This window comes from Erysipelatoclostridium sp. An15 (assembly GCF_002160675.1).
Taxonomy (GTDB): Bacteria; Bacillota_I; Bacilli_A; order Erysipelotrichales; family Coprobacillaceae; genus Thomasclavelia; species Thomasclavelia merdavium.
Map to the genome: position 1 here is coordinate 1 of NZ_NFLA01000056.1, position 14,429 is coordinate 14,429.

Below are 14,429 nucleotides of genomic sequence, written 5' to 3' on the forward strand. Positions count from 1 at the left end.
TTGCTCTACCAATTGAGCTAAGCCGGCTTTTCTTCTTTTTTAATGGTGGAGGTTAACGGGCTCGAACCGCTGACCCTCTGCTTGTAAGGCAGATGCTCTCCCAACTGAGCTAAACCTCCATTTCTTGGCGCCCCTATATATTACCATTATCTATAACTTTAGTCAATAAAAAAATTAAATTTTTTTAAAAATATTTATTTTATGTTATAAGTTTGTAAAAACAATGTATTTATATTTTCTGTTTGTGATAGTAATTTTAATAAGTGTATCGTATATTTTTACAAAAATAAAGGTGAGCCTTGATGACCCACCTTCTTCATGTTTACTTTACTATTAATATCCAGGTTTACCTAATAATTTGAACATATTTGCTTTATAAACTTCAACACCTGGTTGGTTGAATGGGTTTACTCCTAATAAATAAACTGACATTGCACATGACATTTCGAAGAAATAAACCATATATCCAAATCCATAAGCATCCATTTTGTCCATTGTAATTAAGATGTTAGGTACGTTACCAGTGTTAACATGAGCATCAATAGTACCTTCACAAGCTTTCTTGTTTACATAGTCAACAGTTTTTCCAGCTAAGTAATTTAAACCATCTAAATTATCAGGATCACTAGGGATTACCATATCGCTGTTTGGTTCTTTAATTTGGAAAATAGTTTCGTATAATACTTTGCTTCCTTCTTGGATGAATTGTCCTAATGAGTGTAAATCAGTTGAGAAAGTAGCACTAGTAGGTAAAATACCTTTTCCTTCTTTACCTTCAGATTCACCATATAATTGTTTCCACCATTCAGCAACCATAGAAAGTTGTAATTCATAAGTTACAAACATTTCTGCAGGATAACCAGCTTTGTGTAAAATTTGACGAGCTACACCATAGCGATAAGCATCATTTTTTTCAAGGTCGCTTACACTATATTTATCCATCGCATCTTTGGCACCTTTCATCATTTCATCAACATCGATTCCAGCCATAGCGATAGGGAATAAACCAACTGGTGTTAATACTGAATAACGTCCTCCAACATCATCAGGAATAACAAAAGTTGTGTATCCTTCTTCAGTTGCTAGTGTTTTTAAAGCACCTTTTGCTTTATCAGTTGTTGCAACGATTCTTTCTCTAGCACCATCTTTACCATATTTCTTTTCACACATTTCTTTGAAAATTCTAAAAGCAATAGAAGTTTCAGTTGTTGTACCTGATTTTGAAATTACGTTGATTGCAAAATCTTTGTCTTCAATATAATCAGCAACTTGTTTAATATAATTTGATGAGAAAGTATTTCCTACATAAATAATTTCAACTTTATTTTTTGGATATAATCCATTAATTGCTTCGATTGCTGCACGTGCTCCTAAATAAGATCCACCAATACCGCAAACTAATAATACATCTGTTTTATCTTGTAAAGCAGCTGCTTTTTCTTTAATTAATGCTACTTCAGCCTTATCATAATTTTCTGGTAATTCTACCCAGCCAAGAAAATCATTCCCGGCACCAGTTTTGTTATGAATCATATCATGAATTTCATTAACTTTTTCTTGATATGAACTTAAATCTTCGCTTAATTTAGCTTTGCTTAAATCTAATGTAATCATTTTAATTTTCCTCCGTGATTCCTTGTTTGATCCATATTTGCATAGCTGCAGCTAATGGCTTGAAACCATTAGGTGTTTCAACGATTGATCGTCTGGGGTTTTTATAATAGACACGCTTATTTCGTCTACGATAACGATTATCAATGGCTTTTAAGCTTAGACGAGCATGATTAGTGCTTTCATCGAAGTCAATAACTTTTACTTTAATTGATTGACCAACTTTAACAAAACTATCAATACTTTTTACAAATTTATCTGAGATTTCAGAAATGTGAATTAATCCTGTAGAATTATCGGGTAAACTTGCAAAAGCACCGTAAGGCTGAATACCAGTGATTTTTACATCGATGATATCGCCACGTTTTATCTTTTGACCCATATAATAATCACTCCCTACGGAGACATTATAACATAAAATTAATAAAATTATTTCTTTTTAATGAAATTTTTGAATTATAATTATATTATTTACTATTAAAATAAAAGTTTTTGATTGTAAGATATTTTTTTATAAGTAGATGTTTTTATATTTGGATATCATATTTATTTAAAAAAATATTTTTTGTGGTACAATATACTATACAAAAGAGGTGATAATAGTGGAAAATACATATGAACAAATTGAAAAAGTTGTTAATAAATTAAGACCATATTTAAATCGTGATGGTGGAGATATTGAACTAATTGATTTTAAAGATGGGATTGTTTATGTTAAAATGCTTGGTGCATGTGCTGGATGCAGCTTATTAGATGAAACTTTAAAAGATGGTGTTGAACAAATTTTAATGGAAGAAGTACCTGGTGTTTTAGAAGTAAGGAATATTGCAACTGAACCAATGTTTTAAAAATGAGACAAATTTGAGATAAAATATCGTTTGTTTTATGTTAAAATATTAATAGCTATTAAATTACTTGCATATTAAAAAAAGATGTATTATTATTTATGTGTCGTTTTTAGGAATATTATTGTTTTATCAATGCAAACTAAGTTAAGGTGATAATATGGATAATATTCGTAAACAGAAAATGATAGCAAGTATTTTATTAGATATTGGTCTTGATGATGATATTATTGAAGTAATTACATCATTAAGCAAAGAAGAAATTAAACAAATAAATAAAAAAGACTCTTATTAAGAACTACTAGATGAAGATCGATGATGTAGTGGCAACCCTATATTAAATTAGAAGGTGCCTGACTTAGCAAGGTTAAACTTGAACAATGAGAGAAGGCTTCCTAAATATGTATGCTTTCTCTTTAGGAAGCTTTTTTATTTGTCGAAAGGAGAAAGAAATGAAAGAAAAATTGTTATTTACTTCAGAATCAGTATCAAAAGGACATCCTGATAAAGTATGTGATCAAATTAGCGATGCTATTTTAGATGCCTGCTTAAAAGAAGATCCTAATTCACGTGTTGCCTGTGAAGTATTTGCAACAACAGATTTAATTGTAATCGGTGGAGAAATTACTACTTTAGCTAAAGTAGATTATGAACAAGTAGCTCGTGATGTTTTAAAAGATATTGGTTATGATGATAGCGATAAAGGGATTGATTATCGAACATGTAAAGTTCAAATTGTTTTAGATAGTCAATCACCTGATATTGCATTAGGTACTAATGATGAAGTTGGTGGTGCTGGTGACCAGGGAATTATGTTTGGTTATGCTTGCAAGGAAACTAAAGGATATATGCCACTTCCAATTTCATTGGCACATCATTTAGTACGCTATGCAACAGAGAAAAAAAATAGTGGTGAATTTAAATATGCTCGTCCTGATATGAAGGCTCAAGTAACTGTTGATTATACTGATAAAGATCCTAAAATTGATACAATTTTAATGTCAATTCAACATGATCCTGATTTTGATGAAGAAGCTTTTAAAAAATACATTAAAGAAGAAATCATGGATGTTGTAGTAGGAAAATATGGATTAAATAAAGATTATCGTGTTTTAATTAATCCAACTGGAAGATTTGTTATTGGTGGTCCTCATGGTGATACAGGACTTACTGGTCGTAAAATCATTGTTGATACTTATGGTGGTGCTGCTCGTCATGGTGGGGGAGCATTTAGTGGTAAGGATCCTTCAAAAGTAGACCGTTCAGCAGCTTATATGCTTAGATATATTGCTAAAAATATTGTGGCAGCTGATCTTTGTGATCGTATTGAAATACAAGTTTCTTATGCAATTGGTGTTAAAGAACCAACTTCAGTATTTGTAGAAACTTATGGTAGTGAACATGTTGATGTTGATGTTATTATTAAAGCAATTAGAGAAAACTTTGATTTAACACCAGGTGGTATTATTAAAACATTAAATTTAAGACAACCAATTTATCAAAAAACTGCTGCATATGGACATTTTGGACGTGGTGATTTAGATTTACCATGGGAAAAATTAGATAAAGTGGAAGTTTTAAAGAAATATCGTTAGATATAAAAAAAATTTAAAATTGTATAGATGTAAAAAACTCGATTAATTCGGGTTTTTTTCATTTTGTGTAAAATTTACGAAAATTTTATCTATAATTTAAGTGTTATTTTATCATTTAATATTGTATAATATTTATATACAAAGGAGGAGTTCTTATGAAAATCTCAGTAAGAGGAAAAAACATTGAAATCACTGAAGCAATTGAACAAAAGATTTCAAAAAAATTATCAAAGCTAGACAAATATTTCATCGTTAGCGATAATGTAGAGGCTAAAGTGTTATGCCGAGTTTATCCATATGGACAAAAACTTGAAATAACTATTCCAACTGAATATGTTCTATTAAGAGCAGAAGTTGTAGATGATGATTTGTATAATGCAATCGATTTAGCTATTGATAAATTGGAAGGACAAATTAGAAAGTATAAGACACGTCTAAGTCGTAAATCAAAGGATAATAAACTTGCATTCAACCTTTCTTCAATTGAAGATGTTGAACCAGAAGAAGATGTCTTAGTAAAAGTAAAAACTATTACACCAAAACCAATGGATATGGAAGAAGCAATTATGCAAATGGAATTAATAGGACATTCATTCTTTGTTTATCGTGATTCTGAAACAGATGCTATAAGCATTGTATATCGCCGTAATGATGGTGATTATGGATTAATTGAAACTGATAATTAAAAAAAGCCTTCGGGCTTTTTTCTTTTTATAATTTGCATCCTTGATAATAATCTTTTGCGACCATCATTTTATCAATATCATTTAAAATAGTTACTTTTTTAACCGACCATAATGGAGCAATTAAATCATCAATTTTACCATCACCAGTAAGTCGTTCAATAACAATATTTTCTGGCAAATAAGCTAGTTGTTCAACAACTAATTTAATATATTCTTCACGATCAAGAATTTTAAAAGGTTTCTTTAAATATAATTGATGTAATTTTGTATTTTCAATAATATATAGCATATGAATTTTTATAGCTTGAATGTCTAACTGACCAACTGTTTTAGCTGTTTCTAGCATCATTTCAGGTGTTTCATATGGTAAACCATTGATGATATGAACACAGACATTGATATTTAGGGCTCGTAGTTTATTAAGACCATCCAGGAAATCTTGATAACTATGACAGCGATTAATGATTAGTCCGGTACGATCATGGATTGTTTGTAAACCTAATTCGACCCATAAATCACAGCGTGAATTGACATCTTTTAAGTATTCTAGAACATCATTATTTAAACAATCCGGTCTAGTAGCAATGCTTATGGCAACAACATCTTTTTTATTAATAAATGGTTCAACGCATTTTTTGATTTTTTCAATAGGACCATAAGTATTGGTATTTGCTTGAAAGTATGCGATGTATTTACAACCAGGCCATTTATTAGATAAAATTTGACTTACTTGATTAAATTGGGTTTGTAAAGAATCGTGGACATTACCGGCAAAATCACCAGAACCAGAGTCGCTACAAAAAATACAACCCCCAACCCCTTTACTGCCATCACGATTAGGGCAGGTAAATCCGGCATTTAATCCTACTTTTGCAACTTTACAATGATATTTGTTTTTTAAATAATAATTAAAGGTATGATAACGTTTGTTATCATTACTGTATTTAAATTGATTCATTTTATCACCATCAGTATTATAGCATATTGCCTAAAAGTTTAGAAATCAAATTATAATAAAGGAGGTACTGTATTAAACAGTAGAAGAATTATGGCATTACAATTAATTAAAATAACAAAATTTTATCAGTTTGGTAAAAATAAGCAGACAGTATTAAATAATCTTACAATCAAATTTCCAAGTAAAGGTTTAATTGCGATTGTCGGTAAAAGCGGTTCTGGTAAATCAACATTATTAAATATCATCGCTGGGATAGAGAAAGCTAATAGTGGTCAGATATTAATTGATGGTCATGAACTAGAAAGAGAAAATATTGTTCAATATCAAAAGGATTATATTAGTTATGTTTATCAGTTTTATAATTTAATACCATCTTTGACAATAAAGCAAAATATTATTTTACCAGCTTTGATTAAGGGCTATAGCTATAATGATATTGAATTTAAAATGATGACATATTGCAATCAGCTAGAAATTGTACATCTGTTAAATAATTATCCAGATCAATTATCTGGAGGACAAAAACAGCGTGTTGGACTGGTAAGAGCTTTTTTATGTCAAACTCCAATTCTTCTAGCTGATGAGCCAACTGGTGCCTTAAATGGTATCCAAAGCAAAGAAGTAATGAAATTATTAAAACAGTATGCAAAACAACATTTGGTTATTGTGATTTCTCATAATATTTCATTGATAAAGAAGTATACGTCGCAAATAATTGATTTAGATCAAAATATAAATTATTATGATTTTAAAACTAGTAAATACCATAAATACAGTACATATTTTTTACCTCGACAGTCTAAAAGACTGTTTTTTTATATTAAACAGCAGATAAAATATCAACGAAATAAGTTGATAATGATGTTTGTTTCACAAATATTTATTATTATTGCTTTCGTATTACTTCTTTCAGCGTGTAATGGTGGCTGGTTATATTTAAAAAATCGTTTTCAAAGTGATCCATTAAAAGAGATAATAGAAGTTTATCAAAATGATTATTTAAATACTATGTTTAAAGAAGATGATATTACTAAATTTAAAGAAAATAGTTTGATTGATGATGTATCTTTTAAATTGGATTTTAGTCAAGGGGTATTTAAAGGAAATCAAAATTTTGAAATTTATCAAATAAAGAATACTAAAAATTTTGATTATCAAAGTGGCCATTATCCTAGTAAAGAAAATCAAATAGTCATTAATCAAAAGGCTGCAAAAAAATATGATTTAAAAGTCAATGATGAAATTGAATATGAATTAAATGGAATCAGTTATTCTTTTTCTATTAGTGCGATTATTAACGATTATGTTAATGAGGGTAGTAATATTTATATTGATAGAAATATTATTGATGAAAACTTAAGACAACAATTAGAGACTAAAGATGTTTTAATTTTAGTTAGTTCTAAATATAAACAGGTTCTTGATAAATATCAGGATGATTTTTTACTGGTAAGTTATCATCAAGAATATGTTGATAGTTATCAAATGTTATTTGATCTAGCGTATATAGTTGTAATTATTTTTATAAGTGTAAGTTTTTTTATTTCTATTATTTTAATTTCAATTATTTTAAAAACGATTTTTATTGAAAGAAAAAAAGATACTTGTATTTTACAGGTTAATGGTATTTCTAAGTTAAGGATCGTAAGTTTATTTGGATTTGAAGCGATGTTGATAGGAATGATAATTGGTATTGTAGGTAGTGTTGTAGCTTTTGGAACGCTATTTTTAATTTCATTATTTGATTTAGATAAAAATATTATAGGAATTAATAATTTATTTGTTTTGCCACGTTATTTTTTAGGTTCTTTTGATTTATTTATTTTATTAATCTTTATTTATATTATTATTTGCTGGATTTCGGGGGTTCATGGAGCATTAATAATTAATAAGATGGATGGCAGTATTTTGTTAAAGGAGAACTAGAATATGCTGGAAATTAAAAATTTAACAAAAGAATATGATGATCTTGTTATTGATAATTTAAGTGTTACTTTTCCTAGTACAGGAATGGTTATTATCACTGGTAAATCTGGATGTGGGAAAACTACGTTGTTAAATATTATTGGGGGAATTGACTTAAATTATCAAGGCAATATTTTTATTGATAATCAAAATATTCGGGAAATAAAGAATTATTGTCGGAAACATGTTGGTTTTATTTTCCAAGATTTTAATTTAATTAATTGGTTGAATGTAAAAAATAATTATTTATTACCAGGCTTTTTTACTAAGATAATTTATAAACGAGCAATTGAAGATCAAGAAGAAAAATTAGAGTTGCAAAAGTTAAAAAGAAAAAAAGTCAAGTTATTATCTGGTGGTCAAAAACAACGGGTTGCTTTATTACGGGCGATAATAAAAAATGTAGACATTTTATTATGTGATGAACCAACTGGCTCTTTGGATCAAGAAAATAGTCAAGCAGTATTTGAACTTTTAAAAAAAGAAGCAAAAGAAAGATTGGTAATTGTAATTAGTCACGATGAAAATTTGGCCATTAAATATGCTAATCAATTGTATGTTATGGAAAATGGCAAGTTGACTAAAAAAAGAGATTCTATTAAAACAACAGATAAATTTTATTGCCGGTTAAAAAAACATGCACCAGCTAATATTTTTAAACTAGTTTTATTACAATATTGTTCTAATTTATATCGAAATTTGAAAATATCAGCCGGAATTACTCTGGCTATTTTTTGTATTATGATAACTTTTACTTTAAGCGGTTCTTTACAAAACCAGGTCAAAAAACAATTAACGTCTATTTTTCCAAATCAGTTGATTTCAATACAACAGCAAAATCATCAAGCAATCAATTATCAAGAATTAATAAATCTAAAAGAACATTCACAAAATCAGTATTTATACGGTGAACCTGTAGATTATGAATTTATAGGGATTTCTTTAAAAAACAGCTATGCAACAGAGTCAACTGTTTATATTAGTGATATGACAAAAAAAGTTCAATCTAATAGAATTGAATATGGAAGAAAATTAAATAAGGATGATGAAATAGTTTTGACAAAAACTACAGCAGTTCATTTAAGTGATGATTATCAAAAATTGATTAATCGTTATGTATATGGATATTATTTAAAAGATAATCAAATAAAGAAGATTAAATTAAAAATTGTAGGAATAACAGATGAAGTATCGATGTTTGATACGATGTATATAAATGAGCTTGCTAATTTTGAACATATTAGTGAAATTTTTAAAGTTAATAAAGAAGAAATCACGACTCAATTAGTTTTAATGAATTTAAATCAGCTAGTAAATGTTGAAAATGAAATTAAAAATTTAAAAGAGAAATATTCATATTTGGATTTTAAGGTTGCTGGTCAAGATATCAATGCAAATGTTGATAATTTTTTGCTACAGATTCAAAGAGTTTTATTATTGTTTTCTTCATTAGCTATAATTGCAGCTTGTTTTTTAATAGGTGAGGTATTGTATTTATCTGTTGTTGAAAAGACCAAGGATTTTGGTATTTTTAAATGTTTAGGAGCAAGTAAAATTCAGATTTTATTATTAGTACTATTAGAAAGTGTAATTTTAGTTACAGTTAGTTTTGTTTTAGCGTTAATTTTATTGATTCAAATTGTTCAAATGATTAATAGTTTAGTAATTACAAGTTATAGTTTTGAAGGTAACTTTGTGTCAATTGATTTGAAGTTATTGTTAGTTATTTATTTGTTTGCTTTAGGATTAGGTATTTTAAGCAGTTGTTTACCAGCATTTAAAGCAAGTCACCTTGATCCAATTAAAGCTTTGAAATATCATAGTTAATAATTAAAATTGAGTTTGTTTGGTTTAAAATTTGTTGCATATCTATCTATTTATGTTATAATATTTGAGTATTTAAAGTCTACGAATAGGAGTAGTAGTAATTGAATTTTTTATAGAGAGTCAGTGGCTGGTGGAAACTGATAAAATAGATTATGAACTCGCCTAGGAGATGCAATAATGAAATTGTTAGTAGTTATTGCCGTTAACTGCGTTAAAGTTTTGAGTGCTAGATTTTTTTAATCTGGAACTAAGGTGGTAACGCGATATTAAGTCGTCCTTAGATGGACGGCTTTTTTTATTTTAAGGAGGAAGTATAGAATGCCGTTTGATCACAAACAAATTGAGCCGAAATGGCAAAAATATTGGGAAGAAAATAAAACTTTTTTTACTGATGTCTGGGACTTTTCTAAACCTAAATTTTATGCTTTAGATATGTTTCCATATCCTTCAGGACAAGGATTACATGTAGGGCATCCAGAAGGATATACAGCAACTGATATTGTATCAAGAATGAAAAGAATGCAAGGATACAATGTTTTACATCCAATGGGATTTGATGCCTTTGGTTTACCTGCAGAACAATATGCAATTAAAACTGGTAATCATCCTGAGGGCTTTACAGTTAAAAATATTAATACATTTACAAAACAATTAAAAATGTTAGGTTTTTCATTTGATTGGGATAAATGTGTTTCAACTTGTGATCCTAGCTATTACAAATGGACACAATGGATTTTTAAACAATTATATAACGATGGATTAGCTAAAAATGTTGATATACCAGTCAACTGGTGTGAAGAATTAGGAACCGTATTAGCTAATGATGAAATTATTGATGGTAAAAGCGAACGTGGGGGATTCCCAGTTATTCGTAAAAATATGAAACAATGGGTAATCGATATTCCGGCATACGCAGAAAAATTATTAGCTGGATTAGAAGACATTGATTGGCCTGAATCAACAAAAGAAATTCAAAGAAATTGGATTGGAAAATCAATTGGTGCCCATGTTGATTTTAAAGTTGACGGTTATGAAGATAAATTTACTGTATTTACAACACGTTGTGATACATTATTTGGTGCAACATACTGTGTGTTGGCCCCAGAACATGAACTAGTTGCAAAAATTACAACTGCAGCGCAAAAACAGGCAGTTGATGACTATATTAGTGTGTGTGCAACAAAATCAGAATTAGAACGTACTGAATTAAATAAAGATAAAACTGGGGTATTTACTGGGGCTTATGCAATTAATCCAGTAAATAATAAAAAAATCCCAATTTGGATTTCAGATTATGTTTTAGCTGGATATGGTACTGGAGCAATTATGGCAGTACCAGCTCATGATGAACGTGACTTTGAATTTGCAAAAAAATTTGGTTTAGAAATTATTCCGGTATTAGCTGGTGGCGATGTATCAAAAGCAGCTTGGACTCAAGATGGAGAACATATTAATTCTGAGTTCTTAAATGGAATGAATAAAGAAGATGCAATTAATACGATGGTTAAATGGTTAGAAGAACATCACTGTGGACAAAAGAAAATTAATTACCGTTTAAGAGAATGGATTTTTGCAAGACAAAGATATTGGGGTGAGCCAATTCCAGTAATTAATTTTGATGATGGGACATCTGTTGTTTTATCAGATGATGAGTTACCATTAATTTTACCACCATTAGAAGATTATTCACCATCAAAATCAGGAGCTTCACCACTTGATAAAGCAGTTGATTGGGTAAATGTTGAAGTTAATGGGAAAAAAGGTAAACGTGAAACAAGTACAATGCCAGGTAGTGCTGGAAGTAGCTGGTATTATATGCGCTACATTGATCCACATAATGATAAGGCTATTGCAGATCGTAAATTATTGGATCATTGGTTACCGGTAGATTTATATGTTGGTGGTCCTGAACATGCAGTTGGACATTTATTATATTCTCGTATGTGGAATAGATATTTGTATGATAAAGGATATTTATCAAATCCTGAACCATTTAAAAAATTATATCACCAAGGAATGATTTTAGGTGGTAATGGTGAAAAGATGAGTAAATCTAAAGGAAATGTAATAAATCCAGATGATATCGTTAATGAATATGGTGCAGATACTCTACGTGTTTATGAAATGTTTATGGGACCATTAGAAGCTAGTAAACCATGGAGTGATAGTGGGGTAGATAGTGCAAGAAAATGGTTAGATCGTGTTTATCGTTTAGTTATTGAAACAGATAAATTAAGTGATGAAAATGATCACTCATTAGATTTTATTTATCATGCTACAGTTAAAAAAGTAACTAATGATTATGAAACATTAGGTTTCAATACAGCTATTTCACAAATGATGATTTTTGTTAATGAAGCATTTAAGGCAAAAACAGTTTATCGTCCTTATGCTGAAAATTTAGTGAAGATGTTAAGTTGTATTGCTCCACATGTTTGTGAAGAAATGTGGCACTTATTAGGACATGAAAATACAATTGCTTATGAACCATGGCCAACATATGATGAAAGCATGTTAGTAACTCAAACTATTGAAATGGGTGTTCAAGTAAATGGTAAATTAAGAGCTAAAATTCAAGTTGCTAAAGATGCTGATGAAGAGGCTGTAAAAACATTAGCTTTTGAACAAGAAAATGTTAAGGCTCATACAGATGGTAAAAATATTGTTAAAATCATTGTAGTAAAAAATAAAATAGTAAACATCGTTGTTCGTTAATTTAATAAAAAATATTTAAGTAGAGCGTGTCTTTATAAAATGAGGGTATTTTAAAAGATATGCTCTACTTTTTATTTTAAAATATTTGTAGATTGTTTGTTTTCGATAAGAATTTGGTACCAAAATAAACTCATTTGTACCAAATAATATAATAATCTTTATACAATTTTGTTATGAAAGTGTTTTGTACATTTATATATTTTTCTTGATAAAATTTTTTAATCTAAGATATGATTTAATATCTGTATTTTTTGTTGATCAGTTACATGAAAATCTTCATTTAACAAACCAATCATAGGATGTATTTGATCAGTAAAATGATAATCTGAGCCCATTGTAATAAATAAATGTTTATTTTTTGCAATTTGTTTCCAGTGTTCAATTTCATTAATTTTATTAAAATGCTTATCAACATAAATATAAATAGCTTCTAAGCCATCGGCTTTCATATCATCTAGTAATGATAATAATTCTGTTAATTGTACATTATCTTCATATTGATAACAAACTGGATGAGCTAAAACGACTTTACCACCAGCCTTTCTAATTAATTCACTTGCTTTCATCGGAGTAATAGATATTTTTTCTACAAAAGCAGGACATCCTTCATTCATCATTCCTTCAATAAATTCTCCATTGTGCCAATTCGTGAAGATTTTATAAAAAAGTCAGGTTTTATCAATGCTTTTTAAAAGTGATTAAAATATGTATGTTCACATAAACTTACTTAGATTTATACTGGATAGGTTACACTAAATTGGACAGTTTCTATGAGAACTGTTACAATTTAGTGTAACCTATCCATTGTTAGTAAGTAAAGTTTTTATAATAATTAGATTATTAATCTATAATTATTTTGATTGTTTGATATAATTGATTATAATGAGGTGATAATATAGTGAGTATAGAAGATGAAATAATAAATTATATTAAAAGTAATGAAAATGTCGGAGCAATTATGCTAACAGGAAGTTGGGGGTGTGGAAAGACATATTTAATAAATGATATTTCTTCAAAGTTAAATAAAGAACAAGATTATGCAATTATAGTGTTATCTTTATTTGGGATAGATTCTATTGATAATATAGAAAAACAAATAAAGAAACAAATAATAGATTTTAAAACAAATAAGAAGTTATCTGAATCTAAATTTAATATATCTAATATAAAAGAAATAGCTTCAAATTTATCAGAATATTCAAAAGTAATAAGGGGAATTAACGCGGCTTTATCAATTGATTACTATGATTTTATTGAAATTAAAAACTCTATAAAATGTTATAACTCAAATGGTGAGATTGAAAAAAAATTAGTATTAATTTTTGATGATTTTGAAAGATCAAAATTAGACATGGTAGAATTACTGGGAGTAATTAATAATTTTTCTGAAAACAAAAAAATTAAAGTTATAGTTATTGCTGATGAGGAAAAAATTAAAGAAGAATATAAGGAATTTAAAGAAAAAGTTATTTTTAATACATATTATTTATTACCTGAATATTCTAAAATTATTTCTAATATTATAGAAAATTATGTTGAAACAAAAAGTGGATATACTTCTTTTTTAAATAAATATATAAATCTAATTGAACAAGTTTTTTTTGAAAGTAATTCAAATAATATTAGAATATTAAAGGCTATATTAATAAATTTCGAAAGAGTGTATGGTTTGTGGTGTGATAATTTTAGTATAAGTGAATACATAGGAGATGTTTTATATACTTATGCTGTTATGTCTTTTGAGTATAGAAAAGGAAATTATAAAAGACAAAAATATGGTTATGTATTTATTGATTCAAATTTAAGTGATAAATATCTTAACTATGGAAGGAATGGAAGTTGTTTTAATTCATTGAAGCAATGGGTCTTAGAAAATAGATGGGATGAAAATGGTGTTATATCAGAAATATCTAGACGTTATTATCCTGAAGAGATACCTAGTTATCAAAAATTTTTGGTAAGTAGCTTTTGGCAATTAAATGATCAAATTATTCTATCAAGTTTACCAGAATGTGTTGAATATGGATATGATGGAAAATTAACAATTGATGAACTTATTTCATTACTGGGTATAATTTCCGCTTTGAAAAACAATAATATTTCACCTGAATATAATCACTATATTATCACCTCATTATAATCAATTATATCAAACAATCAAAATAATTATAGATTAATAATCTAATTATTATAAAAACTTTACTTACTAACAATGGATAGGTTACAC

Annotated in this window: 12 protein-coding genes, 1 tRNA gene, 1 riboswitch and 1 other annotated feature; of the genes, 8 read left to right on the plus strand and 5 right to left on the minus strand. The window is 28.2% G+C overall.

What is annotated here, in order from left to right; all coding sequences use genetic code 11:
• Positions 1 to 43: 43 nt before the first annotated feature.
• From B5E92_RS13125 to B5E92_RS13135, 3 genes are all read right to left on the minus strand, one after another.
• Positions 44 to 119 (minus strand) — tRNA-Val (locus B5E92_RS13125).
• A gap of 214 nt (positions 120 to 333) precedes the next feature.
• Positions 334 to 1,614 (minus strand): glucose-6-phosphate isomerase, encoded by a 1,281-nt coding sequence (locus B5E92_RS13130; protein ID WP_087302940.1) that lies wholly within the window; start codon positions 1,612 to 1,614, stop codon positions 334 to 336.
• A gap of 1 nt (position 1,615) precedes the next feature.
• Positions 1,616 to 1,993 carry a CvfD/Ygs/GSP13 family RNA-binding post-transcriptional regulator gene (locus B5E92_RS13135; RefSeq protein ID WP_087302942.1) on the minus strand — a complete coding sequence of 126 codons (378 nt, stop codon included), beginning with the start codon at positions 1,991 to 1,993 and terminating at the stop codon, positions 1,616 to 1,618.
• A gap of 220 nt (positions 1,994 to 2,213) precedes the next feature.
• On the opposite strand from B5E92_RS13135, the gene B5E92_RS13140 reads away from it, so the two are divergent.
• The 4 genes from B5E92_RS13140 (at position 2,214) to hpf (ending at position 4,737) form a co-directional block, all read left to right on the plus strand.
• Positions 2,214 to 2,459, plus strand: a complete 246-nt coding sequence (locus B5E92_RS13140) for a NifU family protein (protein WP_087302944.1) — start codon at positions 2,214 to 2,216, stop codon at positions 2,457 to 2,459.
• A gap of 157 nt (positions 2,460 to 2,616) precedes the next feature.
• Positions 2,617 to 2,751 carry a hypothetical protein gene (locus B5E92_RS15935; protein WP_255375940.1) on the plus strand — a complete coding sequence of 45 codons (135 nt, stop codon included), beginning with the start codon at positions 2,617 to 2,619 and terminating at the stop codon, positions 2,749 to 2,751.
• Positions 2,742 to 2,843, plus strand: a riboswitch (SAM riboswitch). It overlaps the preceding gene by 10 nt.
• A 65-nt stretch (positions 2,844 to 2,908) precedes the next feature.
• Positions 2,909 to 4,051 carry a methionine adenosyltransferase gene (metK, locus tag B5E92_RS13145; protein WP_087302946.1) on the plus strand — a complete coding sequence of 381 codons (1,143 nt, stop codon included), beginning with the start codon at positions 2,909 to 2,911 and terminating at the stop codon, positions 4,049 to 4,051.
• A gap of 155 nt (positions 4,052 to 4,206) precedes the next feature.
• A complete protein-coding gene (gene hpf, locus B5E92_RS13150; protein ID WP_087302948.1) occupies positions 4,207 to 4,737 on the plus strand; it encodes a ribosome hibernation-promoting factor, HPF/YfiA family in 531 nt (176 codons plus the stop codon).
• A gap of 25 nt (positions 4,738 to 4,762) precedes the next feature.
• Here the strand turns inward: hpf and B5E92_RS13155 are convergent, their stop codons facing one another.
• Positions 4,763 to 5,695 carry a TIGR01212 family radical SAM protein gene (locus B5E92_RS13155; protein WP_087302950.1) on the minus strand — a complete coding sequence of 311 codons (933 nt, stop codon included), beginning with the start codon at positions 5,693 to 5,695 and terminating at the stop codon, positions 4,763 to 4,765.
• Positions 5,696 to 5,785: 90 nt separating this feature from the next.
• Here B5E92_RS13155 and B5E92_RS13160 point away from each other — a divergent pair, with 90 nt between their 5' ends.
• The 3 genes from B5E92_RS13160 (at position 5,786) to leuS (ending at position 12,202) form a co-directional block, all read left to right on the plus strand.
• Entirely contained in the window at positions 5,786 to 7,621 is a 1,836-nt protein-coding gene (locus tag B5E92_RS13160; protein ID WP_087302952.1) for an ATP-binding cassette domain-containing protein, read from the plus strand.
• Between the two features lie 3 nt (positions 7,622 to 7,624).
• Positions 7,625 to 9,487: an ATP-binding cassette domain-containing protein gene (locus B5E92_RS13165; protein ID WP_087302954.1), complete on the plus strand. Its 1,863-nt coding sequence runs from the start codon at positions 7,625 to 7,627 to the stop codon at positions 9,485 to 9,487.
• Between the two features lie 72 nt (positions 9,488 to 9,559).
• Positions 9,560 to 9,769: a binding site (T-box leader), on the plus strand.
• A gap of 36 nt (positions 9,770 to 9,805) precedes the next feature.
• A complete protein-coding gene (gene leuS / locus B5E92_RS13170) occupies positions 9,806 to 12,202 on the plus strand; it encodes a leucine--tRNA ligase (protein ID WP_087302956.1) in 2,397 nt (798 codons plus the stop codon).
• Positions 12,203 to 12,420: 218 nt separating this feature from the next.
• On the opposite strand, the gene B5E92_RS13175 is transcribed toward leuS, so the two are convergent.
• A complete protein-coding gene (locus B5E92_RS13175) occupies positions 12,421 to 12,816 on the minus strand; it encodes a hypothetical protein (RefSeq protein WP_143357591.1) in 396 nt (131 codons plus the stop codon).
• A 284-nt stretch (positions 12,817 to 13,100) separates the two neighbouring features.
• Between B5E92_RS13175 and B5E92_RS13180 the strand changes: the two genes are divergently transcribed.
• Positions 13,101 to 14,342: a P-loop NTPase fold protein gene (locus B5E92_RS13180; RefSeq protein ID WP_087302960.1), complete on the plus strand. Its 1,242-nt coding sequence runs from the start codon at positions 13,101 to 13,103 to the stop codon at positions 14,340 to 14,342.
• Positions 14,343 to 14,429: the final 87 nt, after the last annotated feature.

Coding starts and splice junctions, on each gene's coding strand:
- B5E92_RS13130 (WP_087302940.1), bottom strand. CDS start 1,614: ATGATTACATTAGATTTAAGCAAAGCTAAATTAAGCGAAGATTTAAGT.
- B5E92_RS13135 (WP_087302942.1), bottom strand. CDS start 1,993: ATGGGTCAAAAGATAAAACGTGGCGATATCATCGATGTAAAAATCACT.
- B5E92_RS15935 (WP_255375940.1), top strand. CDS start 2,617: ATGGATAATATTCGTAAACAGAAAATGATAGCAAGTATTTTATTAGAT.
- metK (WP_087302946.1), top strand. CDS start 2,909: ATGAAAGAAAAATTGTTATTTACTTCAGAATCAGTATCAAAAGGACAT.
- hpf (WP_087302948.1), top strand. CDS start 4,207: ATGAAAATCTCAGTAAGAGGAAAAAACATTGAAATCACTGAAGCAATT.
- B5E92_RS13155 (WP_087302950.1), bottom strand. CDS start 5,695: ATGAATCAATTTAAATACAGTAATGATAACAAACGTTATCATACCTTT.
- B5E92_RS13160 (WP_087302952.1), top strand. CDS start 5,786: ATGGCATTACAATTAATTAAAATAACAAAATTTTATCAGTTTGGTAAA.
- B5E92_RS13165 (WP_087302954.1), top strand. CDS start 7,625: ATGCTGGAAATTAAAAATTTAACAAAAGAATATGATGATCTTGTTATT.
- leuS (WP_087302956.1), top strand. CDS start 9,806: ATGCCGTTTGATCACAAACAAATTGAGCCGAAATGGCAAAAATATTGG.
- B5E92_RS13175 (WP_143357591.1), bottom strand. CDS start 12,816: ATGAATGAAGGATGTCCTGCTTTTGTAGAAAAAATATCTATTACTCCG.